Source organism: Ruegeria sp. AN6, assembly GCF_056540425.1.
On record NZ_JBQFWR010000001.1, the window covers coordinates 712,561 to 729,698 of the forward strand.

15 protein-coding genes are annotated in these 17,138 nt (G+C 57.2%); 6 read left to right on the forward strand and 9 right to left on the reverse strand.

The genetic code is table 11. From position 1 onward, the window contains the following. Positions 1-111 precede the first annotated feature (111 nt). On the reverse strand, positions 112-1,653 hold the full coding sequence (locus ACR0MQ_RS03490; RefSeq protein ID WP_010440341.1) for a TrkH family potassium uptake protein: 1,542 nt from the start codon (positions 1,651-1,653) through the stop codon (positions 112-114). Then, the gene (gene trkA / locus ACR0MQ_RS03495; protein ID WP_010440342.1) at positions 1,653-3,029 is read right to left on the reverse strand and encodes a Trk system potassium transporter TrkA; all 1,377 of its coding nucleotides are present in this window, start codon (positions 3,027-3,029) and stop codon (positions 1,653-1,655) included. The genes ACR0MQ_RS03490 and trkA overlap by 1 nt, the downstream gene beginning before the upstream one ends. 96 nt (positions 3,030-3,125) lie before the next feature. On the opposite strand from trkA, the gene ACR0MQ_RS03500 reads away from it, so the two are divergent. Next, positions 3,126-3,605, forward strand: a complete 480-nt coding sequence (locus tag ACR0MQ_RS03500; RefSeq protein WP_170773996.1) for a hypothetical protein — start codon at positions 3,126-3,128, stop codon at positions 3,603-3,605. On the opposite strand, the gene ACR0MQ_RS03505 is transcribed toward ACR0MQ_RS03500, so the two are convergent. The 7 genes from ACR0MQ_RS03505 to dusB all read right to left on the reverse strand — a co-directional run bounded on the left by ACR0MQ_RS03505 (position 3,570) and on the right by dusB (position 12,624). Continuing rightward, the gene (locus ACR0MQ_RS03505; protein WP_480605956.1) at positions 3,570-4,763 is read right to left on the reverse strand and encodes an MFS transporter; all 1,194 of its coding nucleotides are present in this window, start codon (positions 4,761-4,763) and stop codon (positions 3,570-3,572) included. The genes ACR0MQ_RS03500 and ACR0MQ_RS03505 overlap by 36 nt on opposite strands. 43 nt (positions 4,764-4,806) lie before the next feature. Then, positions 4,807-5,394 (reverse strand): helix-turn-helix transcriptional regulator, encoded by a 588-nt coding sequence (locus ACR0MQ_RS03510; protein ID WP_480605959.1) that lies wholly within the window; start codon positions 5,392-5,394, stop codon positions 4,807-4,809. A gap of 9 nt (positions 5,395-5,403) precedes the next feature. After that, entirely contained in the window at positions 5,404-6,813 is a 1,410-nt protein-coding gene (gene ntrX, locus ACR0MQ_RS03515) for a nitrogen assimilation response regulator NtrX (RefSeq protein ID WP_010440346.1), read from the reverse strand. Further along, complete coding sequence (locus ACR0MQ_RS03520) at positions 6,810-9,035, reverse strand: sensor histidine kinase NtrY-like (protein ID WP_480606170.1); 2,226 nt, start codon at positions 9,033-9,035, stop codon at positions 6,810-6,812. Before ACR0MQ_RS03520 ends, ntrX begins: the two co-directional genes overlap by 4 nt. Positions 9,036-9,197: 162 nt before the next feature. Then, the gene (locus ACR0MQ_RS03525) at positions 9,198-10,565 is read right to left on the reverse strand and encodes a response regulator (protein ID WP_170773989.1); all 1,368 of its coding nucleotides are present in this window, start codon (positions 10,563-10,565) and stop codon (positions 9,198-9,200) included. Further along, a complete protein-coding gene (locus ACR0MQ_RS03530) occupies positions 10,565-11,644 on the reverse strand; it encodes an ATP-binding protein (protein ID WP_170470680.1) in 1,080 nt (359 codons plus the stop codon). Before ACR0MQ_RS03530 ends, ACR0MQ_RS03525 begins: the two co-directional genes overlap by 1 nt. Then, a complete protein-coding gene (gene dusB, locus ACR0MQ_RS03535) occupies positions 11,641-12,624 on the reverse strand; it encodes a tRNA dihydrouridine synthase DusB (RefSeq protein ID WP_480455010.1) in 984 nt (327 codons plus the stop codon). Before dusB ends, ACR0MQ_RS03530 begins: the two co-directional genes overlap by 4 nt. 178 nt (positions 12,625-12,802) lie before the next feature. Between dusB and ACR0MQ_RS03540 the strand changes: the two genes are divergently transcribed. The 5 genes from ACR0MQ_RS03540 (at position 12,803) to ACR0MQ_RS03560 (ending at position 17,099) form a co-directional block, all read left to right on the forward strand. Beyond that, positions 12,803-13,933, forward strand: a complete 1,131-nt coding sequence (locus ACR0MQ_RS03540) for a bifunctional 2-C-methyl-D-erythritol 4-phosphate cytidylyltransferase/2-C-methyl-D-erythritol 2,4-cyclodiphosphate synthase (RefSeq protein ID WP_480605964.1) — start codon at positions 12,803-12,805, stop codon at positions 13,931-13,933. Next, entirely contained in the window at positions 13,930-14,427 is a 498-nt protein-coding gene (locus ACR0MQ_RS03545) for a phosphatidylglycerophosphatase A (RefSeq protein ID WP_170470685.1), read from the forward strand. Before ACR0MQ_RS03540 ends, ACR0MQ_RS03545 begins: the two co-directional genes overlap by 4 nt. Beyond that, on the forward strand, positions 14,424-14,891 hold the full coding sequence (locus tag ACR0MQ_RS03550) for a CinA family protein (RefSeq protein WP_010440353.1): 468 nt from the start codon (positions 14,424-14,426) through the stop codon (positions 14,889-14,891). Before ACR0MQ_RS03545 ends, ACR0MQ_RS03550 begins: the two co-directional genes overlap by 4 nt. A 208-nt stretch (positions 14,892-15,099) precedes the next feature. After that, positions 15,100-16,281 carry an ammonium transporter gene (locus ACR0MQ_RS03555; RefSeq protein WP_480605967.1) on the forward strand — a complete coding sequence of 394 codons (1,182 nt, stop codon included), beginning with the start codon at positions 15,100-15,102 and terminating at the stop codon, positions 16,279-16,281. Positions 16,282-16,421: 140 nt separating this feature from the next. Beyond that, positions 16,422-17,099: an orotate phosphoribosyltransferase gene (locus ACR0MQ_RS03560; RefSeq protein WP_480455015.1), complete on the forward strand. Its 678-nt coding sequence runs from the start codon at positions 16,422-16,424 to the stop codon at positions 17,097-17,099. The last annotated feature ends 39 nt before the right edge of the window (positions 17,100-17,138 follow it).

Genomic DNA, 17,138 nt, shown 5'->3' on the forward strand with positions numbered 1-17,138 from the left:
TTCTTGCTACGCGCTGCGGACCAACGCGCTCCCTCCGGCGGAGTATGGAGTGGTGCGCGCAGATATTCCAGATGAAAAATCATGCAGTAACAGCGGACGCCTGCCGCAGGGTCAATCGCGCCACAGGGTTGGTGTAATCAGTGCGACGATCGCCAGGGTTTCCAAACGGCCAATAACCATCGCAGCGCAAACTGTCAGTTTGGCTGCACCAGACAGATCAATAAGTCGAATGGGGACATCAGTTGCCAATTCAATCAGCGGCCCCGTTGTGCTCAGCGCCGCAACGCTCAGCACCATCGCCTGCTCAAACCCGACACCCATGGCGGCCAGAAGCAAATCGAACAGAGCCAACGTCAAAGCAAACATCATCAGGAAGATCCAGGCGATGAAGGCCCCGTCGCTTTGGATACGTCGGTTGCCTCCGCCTTCGCCGCTGACAGAAGACGGATAGATCAGTCGGTCAATTTCGCGCTTACCATTCAGATAAAGTGCAAAAACGCGCAGCAGTTTGACCCCTCCTGCGGTTGTTGCAACACCGCCGCCAATCAACGCCAAACCCATCAGGATCAAACCAGGTGTCCCGAGGCCCGATAGTTGCTGCGCATCGTTCCAATTCGCGCTTTCAAATCCGGCTGTTGTCAAGAAAGACATTCCAGTGAACACCATACCCCAAGCCACGTGCAACGCCTGCACAATCTCGATCTGAATACCAAGCTCGGCCGTTCCCGCCAGAACTCGGATAAACAACAATACCGCAACCGCCAGCACGATAAAGATACCGATCCGAAACTCAGGGTCTTTGTCCAACCGCGAATAGCCCGAGGTCGCTGTATCGGTCGAAAAGGTCAGCCGCGACAACGCGAAGAAAAGGAACAGGAACATGATAGCTTCGCCGGTTATACCTGCTGTTGATCCTTCCAGCCCGCCCACAGGCGAAATACCCGAGGTCGCCATCACCGACATCGCGTGGCACACTGCGGTTAAGCCTTGTTCGCCTGCGATCAGCAAAAGAACCCAGATCACCGCTGTCAATCCGGCATAAATCGGAGCCAAAGCGCGCGACACGCGGATCAGATGGCCTCTTGGATCGGTCTTTTCGCTTTGGGCAACGCCCGAGACCGGTCGACCAGGTTGCCCTTTTGCGGTTACCTCGAATCCACCCAACGACAAAGGCGCGAGGATCGCCGCTGCAGAAATCCACATCAACAGCCCCCCCATCCATCCAACCAAAGCGCGCCACAAATGCAGCGGTGCAGACAGACGCTGGGGATCCGGGAACAGGTCAGCGCCGGTTGTTGTCAGCGCACTGACCATATCAAAATAAGCATTTAGAAAACTGGTTGTTCCCAGCGCATCATGAAACGGTATGGCCAGAAAGATCGGCAACAAGGTGAACGCGGCAAGTAGAACCGCCAATTGGCCAAGCGTCCCGCGCCGGGGTTTTCGGTTCGACATCGCAAGCGCAATGATCAAGACAGCGAACACACCTAACAGCCCGGAATAAAAGAAAGATCGTGAGGTATCGTGATCATCCAGTGCCAGCGCGTAGGCAGCGGGAATCCACATCGACAGCGCGACAATTCCCCAGATCATCAGCAACAGCGGTAGTCGCCGCAATACTCCGATCCGTTGCTGTCCACGTGCCTGCAACATCAGAAGAAATCGATCGAGACCTGCATCAGACGTTCAACCTCGGGCACGTCTTTGGCCATAGCAAAGATTGCAACGACATCCTTCTCGTCAATGCGGAGGCTTCCAGTTGGGCGCAGCACCTCGTCTCCTTTGCGGACGGCACCGACCAATACGCCCTCGGGGAAATCAATATCACGCAGCTTTTGCCCCGCCATCGGAGAAGTCGACAGGACTTCGGCCTCAATAACTTCGGCTTCGGCGTCGCCAATAGAATAAACCTGACGCACCCGACCGTGACGGATGTGGCGCAGGATCGAACTTACTGTTGTCGCACGCGGATTGATATAAGCGTCGATTCCCAGCGGCCCCATCAGGGCGACCATACTGGGGTCATTGATCAAAGCGATGGCCAGCGGGCAGCCCTCGCCCTTGGCACGCACCGCAGCCAACATGTTGGTGCGATCGTCGTCTGTGACTGCCAGCATCGCATCGGCGCGTTCAATACCTGCCTCGCTCAGCAAAGACGAATCCAGACCGTCGCCATTCAATACGATGGTGCGCTCCAGCCCCTCGGCAGCGATTTCCGCGCATCGGCGGTCGCGCTCGATGATCTTGGCACGGACGCGGCTTTCACGTTCTTCCAGCGTGCGGGCAACTTCCAACCCGACATTTCCGCCACCCACGATGACGACTCGATCTTGCTGACGTTGGGCTTTGCCGAACACCTCCATCGTGCGATCAACATCCTTGACGCTGGTAAAGACATAGCATTCGTCACCAACAAACAGCTGATCCTCGGATTCAGGCGCGAACAACGTCCCTTCACGACGAACACCAACAACGATTGAACTGAGCGTCGAGAACAAATCAGTCAGCTGGCGAAGCGGAGTGTTGACGATTGGACAGTCTTCTTCAACCCGAATACCCAGCAGCTGCGCCTTACCGTCCATGAAAATCTCGGTATCGAAAGCCGACGGAGCCGACAGACGGCGCATTGCAGCGGCAGCGACCTCGCGTTCAGGGCTAATTACCACGTCGATGGGCAGATGATCGCGTCGATAAAGATCGGAGTGAATCGCTTCGAGATAGGATTTAGACCTCAGACGCGCGATCTTGCGCTGGATCGAAAAAACCGAGTGCGCCATCTGGCAGGTGACCATGTTCACCTCGTCCGAATGGGTCGCAGCAATGATCATATCAGCGTCGCGGGCCCCTGCCCGATCCAGTACATCCGGATAACTGGCGAATCCGGCGATCCCCTGCACGTCCAGCGTCTCAGTCGCGCGACGCACCAGATCAGGGTTGTTGTCGACCACCGTTACATCGTTCAGTTCGCCCGAAAGGTGACGCGCAATCTGCCAGCCCACTTGGCCGGCACCGCATATGATGACCTTCATACTCTTGGCCTTTCTGCCTGAAATCTTTGAATGACAGATGCCCCCAAAGCGGTCAATTGAATTGTCATGGATGACAAGCTGAGCCAAAGTAACTGTATGAAAACAATTCTGCCCGCTCTGATTTGCTTGCTGACACTATCTGCCTGTGGTCCGCTTTCGCTGTATTACCGCGAGGGCGAAAGCGTTGCGCGTATGCAGACCGAAACCACAAACTGTCAGGTGCAAGCTCTTAAAGACGCCCCTGTCGCCAATCAAATCCGTCAGAGCCCACCGGTATACTGGCCCGGGCGCACCTATTGTGATGGCCGTGGGCGTTGCTATCGCAACCCTGGATGGTGGGAACCCGGACGGATCTATACCGTAGACGTGAATCAGGGGCTAAGAAAGAAGGTCGAAGCACAGTGTATGGCGCAGAAAGGGTACCGCCCGGTCAGCCTGCCGCCCTGCAAACAAGGTGTCAAATCGCGGGTTGCACCCGCACGTACCACAACTCTTCCACCGCTGAGCACTGAGTCGTGTTTCGTAAAGTTTGAAGACGGGTCATTTCAAATCATCACTCCGGGACAAGCCGGCTGATTTGCGACGCTTGGCCAGCGCGAGATGAACAAATATGGCAATGCCATAGAATGCAGCCACGGCCAAAAACATACCGACCTCTTTCGCGCCCAAAAGAATGGCCAGTAAAACTGGCGTCCCTAGCAGATTTCCAGCATTCCCCATCTGCGCCATTGCGCCGTAGCTTAACGCTTGGGTCTCGGCAGTATAGTTCAACTCGGGCACAGCAGCGAAACTACCGCCCTGAACAAGCCCAAGAACCGCAAACAATGCGATGCATCCGAAGGCAAGCGGAGCCCCCAGAAACAGCGAAATGATCGTCAGAATCCCCATGGCGAATCCCAGATTCACGACACTGACGCAGGACATCACGGTCAAAAGCAGCGGTACCAGCAACCATGACAACACGATCCCGGCCAACGGCATCAAAGCTGCGATCGAAGCACCCTGCCCTTCGGGTAAGCGCCCCGGCAGAATTGCCAGAAGCGAGACGAAAGTGAGCGTGTAGAAGAACCATCCGATCGCCGGAGCCGAGATGAATGGCGAGCGATAGGTCCTTAGGTGCACACCAAGCAAAGAAGATAAACTCCACCTCGTGCCGGCTGGCTGATCTATGTCGATCTTCAATTTGCTGAACGCTATCAGCGCGGCAATCACCAACATCAATCCGCCATGCAGGGCAAAATACACCGGCAATCCATAGCGGTCGACAATTGGCAACCCGAACCAGGCATTCAACGCAAAGGCTACGCCAAAAAACGTACTCCATAGCACCATAGAGTTGTACCTAGCGCGACCGGTTGTGATCTGTGCAATCAAGGTCGGTGCCGCGACAACAATCGCAAGATGGGATAGCCCTTCGACCACCCGGCTGAGCAACATCAATTGGAATCCCGGCAGACTTGCTTGCAATATTGACAATGCACCCCCAAGAACCAAACCCGACAAAAGCAGACGGTTTGGCCCGATCCGCGCCGCAATCGCACCCGACATCGCACCCAGCGCTGCTCCCATCAGGCTGATAATCGATAGCAGCCAGCCGATCACCGCCGCATGATCGGGATAAAGCAATCCAATGTCAGCAAACGGAACGGCGATCTTGGCAAACTGGGTCGCAGCCCCGAGGCCTGCGAACCAAATCAGCATTACTTGCAGAAATGCGCGGAAAGAGTCGCTCATATACTCGGTCTATCGCGACCTACACACCAGCGGAACGCATAAATTATGCGGCACCCTCTCGCCGACCGCTGACCAGACGAACCGGGGTGCCATCCGAAAGATACAATCGCTCCCAAACGATCCGTCCAGCGCTGATTCTGATTTGGTCATGCACGGCTTCCGAGGTCAGAAACGCCTTGGGCGCAGGCGAGTGCAAATCCCACCAACCATCGAGTTGCAGTTCCGCCTCAGCCTGTCGGATCTCATCCGTCGCAAATTGCCAGAGTGATACGCCCAGCAACGCGTGCTGAGAGGTTTTCCAATCTCGTGCACGACTGGCCGAATAGGCAAGGCAAGTGTGTGTGGCTTCTTCAACAAGGTGTAGGCACTCGGACGAGTTTACCACCAGACGTTTAAGCGCGGAATCTTGTGCCTTTGCCGGACCAAGCGCCGCAAAAACAACCTGTTGAACATGGGCCGAAGGGGTTTGGCCACCATTTTCCCACCGAGAAATCGTGGCCTGATCAACCTCGATCAGATCAGCAAGGGCAGATTGCTTCAGGCCAACCACGCGGCGCAGCCGTTTCAGCCGCCTTCCAAATGCTGGAAAACCAATGGAAACGGCTGTGGTCTTCGAGCAATCTGCGGTCATTGAAGCAAATCACTCTGCGGGTTCGGGCTCATCAATCTGCGCCACCCGCGCACCTGACTTGTTCGAGGTCACGACCCCCAAGGACTTGAGCTTGCGGTGCAAGGCGCTGCGCTCCATGCCGACGAAGCTGGCAGTGCGGCTGATATTACCACCAAACCGATTGATCTGCGTCAGCAGATACTCACGTTCGAAGGCTTCGCGGGCCTCGCGAAGCGGCAGCGTTGCCAGAGCACCGGACAGGACCACCCGTCCGGTTTCATCTGCCTTCTCTTCTTCATTGGGCAGTTCGCGTGCCTCAATCGGGCCGGTACTATCCCCAAGGATCAGTACCCGTTCGATCAGGTTCTTGAGCTGACGCACATTGCCCGGCCATGTCATCGTTTGAAGCAGCGCGACGGCCTCATCGGAAAGTTCACGCACTGGCAGGCCCTGCGTGTCGTTGCACATCTCGATAAAATGCTGCGCCAAAACCGGAATGTCTTCGCGGCGCTCTTCCAGAGAAGGAACTGCGATCGGTACAACGTTCAGACGATGATACAGTTCTTCGCGGAACCGCTCTGCTGCAATTTCCTGTTCCAGATCGCGGTTGGTCGAAGAGATGACGCGCAGATCAACCCTCACTTTGTCTGACCCGCCGACGCGCTGGAACTGCTGATCGACCAGCACACGCAAGATTTTGGACTGCGTTCCCAGCGGCATATCAGCGACTTCGTCGAAATAGACGACCCCGCCATGGGCCTCTTCCAGCAGGCCTGACTCGACACCACGCTCCGAGGATTCACGGCCGAACAGAACCTCTTCGACCCTCTCAGGCTCGATCCCGGCGCAGTTTACCGTGACGAATGGCGCATTGGCGCGATTGGAATGGGCGTGGATATAACGTGCTGCGATCTCTTTGCCCGAGCCTGCCGGACCGCTGAGCATGACCCGACCATTGGACTTGGTCACCTTATCCAACTGCCCCTGCATCGCCCGGAACGAAGCCGATTTGCCGATCATATCGGAACAGCTGACTTCCTGCCGTTTCAACGAGGCATTCTCGCGGCGCAGGCGCGAAGTTTCCATCGCGCGGCGGATAACCACCATCAACTGATCAATATTAAAAGGCTTTTCGATAAAATCGTATGCCCCCTGTTTGATCGCCGCGACCGCAATCTCGATATTGCCGTGCCCGGAAATGATCACCACCGGCACATCCGGGTTGTCGCGTTTCACCGCCTTCAGGATGTCAATCCCATCCATACGACTGTCTTTCAGCCAGATATCCAGGATCAACAGTCCGGGAGGTTCGGCATTGATCGACGACATGCACTCATCCGAGTTTGCCGCCAGCCGTGTGGAATAGCCTTCGTCCTCTAGAATATCGGACACCAATTCGCGAATATCGCGTTCGTCATCTACGATCAGAATGTCGCTCATCTTTGGCCTGCTTTCAGTTTGTTTGCTTTAATCGCCTGTTTTTCCGGCGCATCTGTCGGGCCGCCTGAGGCCCCAGGAAGACGAATGACAGCCATCGCGCCGTAATGGTCCTGTCCGTCAAATGTGGGCGCATCTTCTAATGTCAGCGCTCCGCCATGTTCTTCGATTATCTTTTTGACGATAGGCAGGCCCAAGCCCGTGCCTTCGTCACGCGTGGTTACATAAGGTTCAAACAGCCGCGCCCGATCTTCTGGCAGGCCGATGCCGTTATCGGCAATGGTGATCTGCGTTCCCGCATCTTCATTGCTGACCGCCACCTTAATCTGAGGTTCAAGATTGTCCGGGGCGCCTTTTTCTTTCAGCGTTTCAATAGCCTCGCCCGCGTTCTTGATCAGGTTAGTCAAGGCCTGGCTCAACATGGTCGAATCCACATCCGCCAAAATAGGCTGTTCGGGCAGATCCGCGTCGATCTGAACATCGGGTTGGCCCGCCTGCTGCAACAACACCGCCTCACGCACCAGCGTCACAATGTTTTCTTCGCGCCGCTCCGGCTCGGGCATCCGCGCGAACTTCGAGAACTCATCGACGATCCGTCGCAGATCATTGGTCTGACGCACGATCACATCTGTCATCGATTCAAGGCTACTGCAGTCTTCTTCATCCAGCTTGCGCGAAAACTTACGTTTGATCCGCTCGGCGCTCAGCTGGATCGGGGTCAGAGGATTCTTGATCTCATGCGCAATGCGACGGGCCACATCGCCCCAAGCCGCCATGCGCTGTGCACTGACCAAATCGGTCACATCGTCAAAGGCCACAACGTAGCCTTCCAAGCCGCCATCTTCACCTCGACGCGTCGCCATGCGTACCAGCAAGTTCTCTAATTGACCCTTTCTAGTCACTTTCACTTCGCCCTGAACAGCCTCTTGCCCGCTGTCCTTGAGCGTTTCGAACAATGGCAAGAATTCGGGCACGGCTATGCCTATCGCAAGATGATGCTCACCGCCCGACCAACCCAACAGGCGCTCTGCGGACCGGTTCACAAAAGTTACGCACCCTTCGGAATCAACGCCCACAACCCCCGACGTCACCGAACTGAGCACCGAGTCGAACAACCTTCGGCGGCGTTCGATCTGGCGCGTATTCTCCAGCAAGGTATCGCGCTGCCCCTTCAACTGGCGGGTCATCTGATTGAAGTATCGGCCCAGCATCGCGATTTCATCATCGCTGGCCTCTTCGATGACCTGAACGCTCAGATCACCTGCACCGACCCGTTGCGCAGCCGTTGTCAGCCGCCCTACGGGACGTGAAAGGCGCTCGGCAAACCACATGCCCAGCGACATAGCCGCCAATATCAGGATCACCGCGAAACCCAGATACAGAAGACCGAACTCGAACAGTACCCGACCACGCTCACTTTCGAGCTGACTGTAAAACTGCGCGGTTTCTTTAGTCTCATCCAGTAGGGTCAAAAGCTGTCCGTCAACCTCGCGGCTGACATATAGGTATCGGTCCAGATAGGCCTGCAATGGTACAAGAGCGCGGAACTCGCTGTTCTCCCAATCTGCGATAATCGCCACACCCTGATCATTGGCCTCAATCATCTCTTCGGGCGTCGGTGCCTCGTAGTCGAACAGGTAGGACCGATCACCACGCGACCGAATTTCAGCACTGCCATCAATCACATAGGCCTCACGCAAACCGCGTTGAATCTGGGACTGCCCCTGCGCCAGAACCTCACGCAATTCGGCATCTGAGATGTAGTAATCTAATGATCGAGCGTTATCGAGAAATCGCGCCAGAACGATCGCGTCCTGCGTCAGCCCTTCGCGGTGCTCTTGTTCGTAGGCTTCGGCGGCCGTAAGAGATGACCCAACAACCTGCCTAACCCGATCCGAGAACCAGCCTTCAAGGCCGATATTCACCGTAAGCCCTGCAAAAATAGCAACCGTAACGGTAGGAACCAGAGCCAGCAGCGTAAACGCGCCAATCAGGCGCAGGTGAAGCCGTGACCCTGCTGATTTCGCGCGTCGAGCGGCGATCAGACTGAATAACTGCCCCAACACCAACGCTGCGACGACCAGCACATAAACCAGATCGGCCAGCAGAATCAGCCTCAGCGTCGGCGCCGCCGCGCCTAAATCAAAGGGACCAATGACCAGATAAGTTGCCAGCGCCAGAATGGGGCCCAACACGACCAGACCCAAGGTACTGAAATTGCGCATCCTCCGGGACTTGCGCCACCGGTTGATCGATAGGATCGGCCCGTTCTGTGCCCGGGTTGCCACCGTCTGCCCTCATTCTGATGTGCCGCTTGCGCGGCTTACCGCCATATGTCGTGGTCGTTCCCGGGGTCGAACCCGAATGCCACGGTTTGTGTGGCGATATTACATCAGTTTGCGGCGGCGTGTCACCTGAATATCGAGGTCGGTAATCTTTTTCCGCAACGTATTTCGGTTAATCCCCAGAAGATCAGCACATTTTGCTTGATTTCCACCGGTCGCATCCAGCGCAATTTCGATCAGAGGCGCTTCGACTTCACGCAAAATACGCTGATAGAGCCCGGGCGGTGGTAGGATATTCCCGTGCAAATCGAAGTAACGCCGCAGGTGGCGCCCCACCGAAGCTGACAGTTTTTCACGCTCGCCATCCCCCAGAACCGGCTCAGCCTCAGGCTGACTGCCCAAAACCATCTCAACTTCGGTGCGAGAGATTTCTTCTGCACGGCTTGTCAGGCTGAGACGACGGATGGCATTTTCCAGCTGCCGGACATTCCCAGGCCAGGAATATCGACGCACAAGCTCCACAGCTTCAGGACTGAGGCGGCGTTTCGTCCCGCTTTCGCGCTCTTCCCTCGCAAGAAAATGGTCGGTGAGCAACGTGATATCATCAACGCGTTCTCGCAGAGCAGGAACATGTACTGTCGCACCGCAGAGACGATAATAAAGGTCCTGCCGCACGCGACCGCTTTCCATTGCGTCAGTAAGGTCAGATTGGCTGGTGGCCATGAAACGCGGCACATGATCGCCCGGAGTGTCCATCATGCGCACGATCCGGGCCTGAATCTCGTCATCGATATCGGCGATCTCATCGATCAACAGCGTGCCGCCCCGCACGCGCGCCATGACTCGCGCCGGGCCTTCCAGATCACTTAGATCAGCGGCAGTCGCGGTGACAAAAGGCAGTGTTCGACGGTCTGAAAAATCGTGAATAGCGCGCGCAATCAAAGATTTACCTGTACCACTTTCACCCGATATCATCACTGACAGATCGGTGTTCATCACCCGCGCCACAAGACGATAGAGCGCTTGCATAACTGGGGTTCGCCCAACAAGCGGCAACTCGTCTGGACGATCTTCGCTGGCTTCGACAGGCTCAACCTGAGCATGCTGTTTCTGATCAAGCGCCCGTGCGGTCCGCTTCATTAGATCAGGCAAATCGAAGGGCTTGGGCAGATAGTCATAGGCATCCGCCTCGGCAGCCTGAATGGCCGTCATGATGGTGTTCTGGGCCGAGATCACGATGACCGGCAATCCAGGTCGATCCTGTGCGATCTTCGGCAACATCTCGAGCCCGTTTCCATCCGGCATCACTACATCCGAAATCACCACGTCGCCCTTGCCTTCGGCCACCCAGCGCATGAGCGTGGTCAGCGAAGATGTGGCATGCACCTTGCACCCCGCCCGCGTGAGGGCCTGTGTTAGAACCGTGCGGATCGTGCGGTCGTCATCGGCAACTAGAACTGTGCCATCCATCAGATGCTCTCCTTGTCATATGTGCCCTGCGGCGCGCGCCGCAGGGACAAACGGAATACTGTGCGCCCAGGCACCGATTCCGCTGATATCCATCCGTCGTGGTCGGATATGATCTTGCTGACCAGCGCCAGCCCCAGGCCGGTTCCGTTTTCTTTACCCGAAACAAACGGATCGAAAATCTCGCCCTGAATTTTCTCCGGCAATCCGGGACCGTCATCGATGATCTCGATTTGCAAAGGCAGCGAGTGACCGGAACCATCACTGCGACGCAGCCGGAACGAATGTTCGAAATAGGTTCGAAGCCGGATTATGCCACTGCCATCAGCAGCCTCAGAGGCGTTCTTGAGCAGATTCAAAATCACCTGCAAAAACTGGTCCGGATCTCCGTATGCCAGTGGCAAAGATGGATCGTAATCCTCAACAATGGTCATATGAGCGCCAAACCCCAGCAGCGCCGATCTGCGCGCGCGGTCCAAAACATCGTGTATATTGACAGGCTTGAAATCAGGCTGAGACAGGTTTCCGAACTGTTCCACCTGTTCCAGCAGCTTCACAATACGACGGCTTTCCTCGACAATAAGATCTGTTAATTCTAGATCTTGCTGTGAGATATTCATGCTGAGCAACTGTGCCGCACCGGTGATCCCGGCCAGAGGGTTTTTGATTTCATGCGCCAGCATCTCGGCCATGCCAATGGCCGATTGCGCCGCCGATTTCACGGTATTGCCTCGGGTCATCCGCCCAGACAATTCACGTGGTGAGATGATCATAATCATGGATCCGGGATGCCCCATTAATGGCGCGATCTGCAGGGCACATTGCAGCGGTGCACGATTACCCGAGCCCACATCCACATCATTCACAAACAGGGGCGTGCTCTGCTGACGGGCGCGTATGAAAGCCTCTTCCAAGGGCGCATCGACTGCGATCTGATCCCAGACTGGATGCCCGATTACAGCTTTGCGCGAAGCGTTCAGGAACCCCTCACCCGAAGAATTGACATCCGATATGCGGTCGTCAGGATCGATGATAAAGGCCGGAACCGGCAGCGAGGTCCAGATGCTCTGATCCGAGGTCATGCCGCCACCTCTGCCGAGCTGTTCAAAGCATCGCCCAGTAGTTGCAGAACTTCATCCGTATCGCGTGATGTCAGTACTGCGCGCCGTAAGGTGGCAGGCGTCCGGGCCTCATCCATGTACCATCCCAAATGCTTGCGTGCGACGCGCAAGCCCAGCTCAGTACCGTAGAATGAGAGCATCGCCTGATAGTGGGCGCGCACCATCTCGATCAGGTCGGCTCCCACCGGAATGTCCGGAGCTGCAGCTCCATATAGATCGTGACAGATCTGCGCCAGCAGCCATGGCTTACCCTGCGCGCCCCGGCCCACCATCACGCCATCCGCACCAGACTGCACCAGCGCGGTTTGCGCGGCCTCCGTATCAATAATATCCCCATTTGCGACGACCGGGATCGAGACCGCCTCTTTCACCGCCCGGATCGCCTGCCAATCTGCCCGACCTTTGTAGAACTGACAGCGCGTACGCCCATGGATGGTGACCATCCGGATGCCAGCATCCTGCGCCCGTCGCGCCACATCCGGCGCGTTCAGCAATTTGTCATCCCACCCCAGGCGCGTCTTCAACGTGACCGGTACGTCCACGGCATCCACCACGGCCTCTATCAGCGTCAACGCGTGATCCGGCGTCTTCAGCAGGGCTGAACCGGAATAGCCGTTGGTCACCTTCTTTGCTGGACATCCCATGTTAATGTCGATCACTTGGGCGCCCCGGTCGACGACCTGCCGGGCAGCCTCGGCCATCCAGTGCGCCTCGCGACCGGCCAATTGCACCGCCGTGTTCTCAACATCCGCCGACAGTTCTGCCCGTTCACGGACGCCAGGTTTGGCCTGCACCATCTCTTGGCTGGCAACCATTTCGCTGACCACCATGCCTGCACCGAAGCGCATCACAAGATCCCGAAAAGGCCGGTCGGTGATTCCGGCCATAGGTGCCAGCAGCACCGGCGGGGTCAGGTCCTTCTCAGCAAGACGCAGGGTCAATGTGCTTAATCCTTGAGCAGTTGCGCTTTTAATATCGAAATTGCAGCATATGAACAACAAATCGACGGCATTCAAGCCCGCTAAATCATCAGATGCTTAATCTTTAGGCAGATTGACGTGGGTGATTGCCTCTGCATTCACCGCCCCCTAAACAATGCCCAATCAGGAGAACCCGCAGATGACCACAGCCGCCATCATCGTCGCCGCCGGGCGCGGCCAGCGCGCCGGAGGCGGAGTGCCTAAACAGTGGCGCGCTTTGGGTGGGCAGCGCGTGGCAGATTGGACCATTGATCGCTTCAAAGGGCTCGTCGATCATATCGTTCTTGTTCTGGCGGAAGACGATACATCTGCCTGGGAAGAATTCTCTGCAACAGACCTGATCCTTGCACCGGGTGGCAGCGACCGGGCCGGATCTGTGCATAGCGGCTTGCAGGCGTTGGAAGCACACAGCGTCGAAAAGGTCTTGATCCACGATGTCGCTCGTCCCTGTGTCAGCGCGAGGGTAATCCGGGATGTGCTGGCTGCGCTCGATGCACATCCTGCAGCGGCTCCGGGTTTGGCCGTCACTGACGCACTCTGGACCGGAGATGGATCGGTGGTGACAGGAACACAGGATCGGTCTGCTCTTTACGCCGCGCAGACGCCGCAGGGGTTTCACTATGGCGCGATCACAGCCGCCCACGCCTACCATCCCGGAGGCGCGGCAGATGACGTCGAAGTTGCGCGTGCTGCCGGGATTGATGTGGCGATCGTTCCGGGCGATGCGGATAACCTGAAAATAACCCGGCCCGAAGATTTCGAACGGGCGGAACACATAATGGGTATGAACATGGATGTAAGGCTGGGCAACGGCTATGACGTGCACCGATTTGGGGACGGAGATCACGTGATCCTGTGCGGTGTGATAGTGCCGCATTCGCGCGGGCTTCAAGGCCATTCAGATGCCGATGTCGGTATGCATGCGGTGACCGACGCGATCTATGGCGCGTTGGCACGGGGCGATATCGGGCAGCATTTCCCACCCTCCGACCCGCAGTGGAAGGGTGCGACCAGTGAGATTTTCCTGCGCCACGCCGTCGAGCTTGCCGGGCAGATGGGTTATGCGATCTCGAATGTCGATTGCACGCTGATCTGCGAGTATCCCAAGATCGGCCCTCATGCTGACGCGATGCGTGCCAAAATGGCACAGATCATGGGCCTTCGCACCGATCAAGTTTCGGTCAAGGCCACCACGTCCGAGCGGCTGGGCTTTACCGGTCGCAGCGAGGGGATTGCGTCGCTTGCGACTGCCTGTCTGGTGAAGTCATGATCGCGGCGCGCTTGATCGGAACCGTCGGCGGCGTCGGCTATTTGCGACCTGCCCCTGGAACCTGGGGATCGCTGGCTGCATTGCCACTGGCCTGGGTTCTGCACACGCTAGGCGGCTTCCCCCTGCTGGTCGTCGCGACGTTGGCAACATTCTTCGGCGGCCTTTGGGCCACGCGCGTGATGACGGCAGGACAGGATGACCACGACCCGTCCGAGATCGTCATCGATGAAGTCGCAGGTCAGTTCATCGCAATCTGGGCAATCTCCTACCCGTCATGGGCCCATGGGATCGATATCACGGCGCTCTGGCCTGGCTGGGTCGCAGGCTTCCTGCTGTTCCGACTGTTCGACATCACCAAACCCGGCCCCATCGGTTGGGCCGACCGGCGCGGTGATCCGATGGGTGTCATGCTGGACGACGTGATCGCGGGCATCTTTGCAGCCGTCGGCGTCGTGATCCTTGCTGGCATCGCGCATGGGGTGATGGGCCTATGACCGTGATCGACCTGTTGAACCGCGCCAAGGCGCAGGGTGTGATGATCGCAACGGCCGAAAGCTGCACCGGCGGCATGGTCGCCGCCGCACTGACTGACATCCCAGGCAGCTCAGACGTGGTCGAGCGCGGCTTTGTCACCTACACCAACACCGCCAAACAAGAAATGCTTGGCGTACACGTCGACACGCTTGAAGCCCATGGTGCCGTCTCGGAAGAGGTTGCACAGGAAATGGCCGAAGGTGCGCTGCACAACTCACAGGCGCAACTGGCAGTCTCGATCACCGGCATTGCGGGCCCCGGCGGGTCCGAGCACAAACCCGAAGGCCGTGTTTGCTTTGGTTTGGCAGCAGATGGCCAACCGACCCGCACCGAGACTGTTGAATTCGGTGCTCTGGGGCGTGAAAACGTGCGCAAAGCCGCTCGCGATCATGCATTACTTATGCTGCTGAGCAGCGTTTCGTAGTCTGCCCAAATTTAGGGCAAATACGCCCGATAGGCGCAAAATTGATCACCAGTTGAAAAAAAGCCGCCTAAACGGGCGGCTTTTTGTATTGCTGCCTCTTTTTTCCCCACCTCAGCTCGGCTTCAACCCGCTCCACACCACTCACGCGGTGTCGGAGGTAGATGTGGTTTGTCTATCCGACGCCCCAATAGGGAAAGGAGAGCGGCCCATGAACGGAGCCGATACAGCGTGGATCATTGTGGCAACAGCATTGGTCCTGTTCATGACATTGCCGGGTCTTGCCCTGTTCTATGGTGGGCTTGTACGTGCCCGAAATGTACTCAGCGTTTTCATGCACTGCTTCTCGATTGCTTGTTTGATGAGCATTCTTTGGCTAGTCGCAGGGTATTCGATCGCCTTTGGACCGGGTGAAAGCGGCCTCTGGGGCGGTCTTGGCAAAGCCTTCCTGAACGGAGTGGACGCCGATAGCCTTGCGGGAACCTTACCCGAGATCCTGTTCTTTGCCTTCCAGATGACCTTTGCCATCATCACCCCTGCCCTGATCATCGGCGCATATGTGGAGCGTGTTGGCTTTGGCTTTGTTCTCACCTTTTCGGCGCTGTGGATGTTGCTGTGCTATGCGCCCGTTGTCCATTGGATCTGGGGCGGCGGCATGCTGGCGGATGGAGGCATTCTTGGCGAGATCGGCGTGCGCGACTTTGCGGGTGGCATTGTCGTCCACGAAACTGCCGGCCTGGCCGCGCTGATCATCGCAGTTATCCTCGGACCGCGACGCAATCGCACGACACCTCCACATAACCCCGGCTATGTCATGGTGGGTGCTGCAATGCTGTGGGTCGGTTGGTTCGGTTTCAATGGCGGCTCACAACTGGCTGCCGACGGCGGCGCGGCGATGGCCATGACTGTCACCCATCTGTCTGCCGCAACAGCGTCGCTGACATGGGCGTTGTGGGAACGCATCCGTTTTGGCAAAGCCTCGATGGTCGGCCTTGTAACTGGCACCATTGCTGGTCTGGCGTCGATCACCCCGGCCTCGGGTTTTGTGGGTCCGGTTCAGGCTCTGATCATAGGAGCAGTCGCAGGTATCCTGTGTCAGGAGGCCGTCAATGTGATCCGTAACAAGCTGAACATCGACGACACGCTGGACGTTTTCGCCGTTCACGGTGTCGGGGGTATCTTTGGTACTCTGATGATTGCGCTTTTCGGTCTGGGAACTTGGACTGCGCAACTGGGCGGCTTGGTCATCGTAGGTGCCTTTACGGCAGTTGTCACGATTGTGTTGGTCAAGGTGGTTGCACTCATCACCCCGCTTCGCGTAGACGCCGAGACTGAAACAAACGGGCTCGACCTCTCGATACATGGGGAACGCGCCTACGATATGAGCAGCTAAGCCCACCTTGGCGCTCTGCCGCCCGTAAGGGCAAAGCGGACCTCTTGGGGGTCCGCTTTTCTTTTGGTCAGCCCCCTCGACTCTGGGCCAGAGGTCGGGCTATCAGCCAGCGACACCCTTCCAGCCCAGAGGTTTGCGCCATGATCCCCAGTTCTTTCCCCGACAGCACCGAAATCGCCCGCCTGACTGCGCGGATGCTGCTGGAGATCAAGGCGGTTCATTTCAACTCGCGCGAGCCCTTCACGCTGGCATCCGGCCTGCCCAGCCCGACCTATATCGACTGCCGCAAGCTAATCTCCTACCCGCGCATCCGCTCAACCCTGATGGACTTCCTGACTGTCACAGTGATGCGCGACGCAGGGTTCGAGGCATTCGACAACATTGCAGGCGGTGAAACTGCGGGTATCCCGTTTGCCGCCATGGTTGCGGAACGCATGGCGCTACCGATGACCTATGTGCGCAAGAAACCCAAAGGCTATGGCCGCAATGCCCGTATCGAGGGCGCGATGACCGAGGGCGAACGTGTGCTGCTGGTTGAGGATTTGACCACCGATGGCGGCTCGAAACTGTCCTTTGTCGATGCGATCCGTGAGACGGGTGCGACCTGCGGCCATACAGCAGTAATCTTCTACTATGGCATTTTCCCTGAAACCGAGAAGACACTGGGCGATCATGGCGTAAAGCTGCACAGCCTTTGCACCTGGTGGGATGTGCTGGCAGAGGCTAAGGTGCAGAAAGCGTTCGACAATGAGACGCTGGACGGGGTCGAGGCCTTCCTCAACGACCCACGTGCATGGCAGGAAACCCACAAAAGCTAACGCAACGGCATCTGTGCGCGCCTTGGAAACAATGATCGC

Excerpts from the sequence above, each read along its gene's own strand:
- ACR0MQ_RS03530 (WP_170470680.1), bottom strand. The coding sequence starts at position 11,644 with ATGACCTCGGATCAGAGCATCTGGACCTCGCTGCCGGTTCCGGCCTTT.
- ACR0MQ_RS03520 (WP_480606170.1), bottom strand. The coding sequence starts at position 9,035 with ATGCGCAATTTCAGTACCTTGGGTCTGGTCGTGTTGGGCCCCATTCTG.
- ACR0MQ_RS03545 (WP_170470685.1), top strand. The coding sequence starts at position 13,930 with ATGATCGCGGCGCGCTTGATCGGAACCGTCGGCGGCGTCGGCTATTTG.
- ACR0MQ_RS03555 (WP_480605967.1), top strand. The coding sequence starts at position 15,100 with ATGAACGGAGCCGATACAGCGTGGATCATTGTGGCAACAGCATTGGTC.
- trkA (WP_010440342.1), bottom strand. The coding sequence starts at position 3,029 with ATGAAGGTCATCATATGCGGTGCCGGCCAAGTGGGCTGGCAGATTGCG.
- ACR0MQ_RS03560 (WP_480455015.1), top strand. The coding sequence starts at position 16,422 with ATGATCCCCAGTTCTTTCCCCGACAGCACCGAAATCGCCCGCCTGACT.
- ACR0MQ_RS03525 (WP_170773989.1), bottom strand. The coding sequence starts at position 10,565 with ATGGATGGCACAGTTCTAGTTGCCGATGACGACCGCACGATCCGCACG.
- ntrX (WP_010440346.1), bottom strand. The coding sequence starts at position 6,813 with ATGAGCGACATTCTGATCGTAGATGACGAACGCGATATTCGCGAATTG.
- ACR0MQ_RS03500 (WP_170773996.1), top strand. The coding sequence starts at position 3,126 with ATGAAAACAATTCTGCCCGCTCTGATTTGCTTGCTGACACTATCTGCC.
- ACR0MQ_RS03540 (WP_480605964.1), top strand. The coding sequence starts at position 12,803 with ATGACCACAGCCGCCATCATCGTCGCCGCCGGGCGCGGCCAGCGCGCC.
- ACR0MQ_RS03510 (WP_480605959.1), bottom strand. The coding sequence starts at position 5,394 with ATGACCGCAGATTGCTCGAAGACCACAGCCGTTTCCATTGGTTTTCCA.
- ACR0MQ_RS03505 (WP_480605956.1), bottom strand. The coding sequence starts at position 4,763 with ATGAGCGACTCTTTCCGCGCATTTCTGCAAGTAATGCTGATTTGGTTC.
- ACR0MQ_RS03490 (WP_010440341.1), bottom strand. The coding sequence starts at position 1,653 with ATGTTGCAGGCACGTGGACAGCAACGGATCGGAGTATTGCGGCGACTA.
- ACR0MQ_RS03550 (WP_010440353.1), top strand. The coding sequence starts at position 14,424 with ATGACCGTGATCGACCTGTTGAACCGCGCCAAGGCGCAGGGTGTGATG.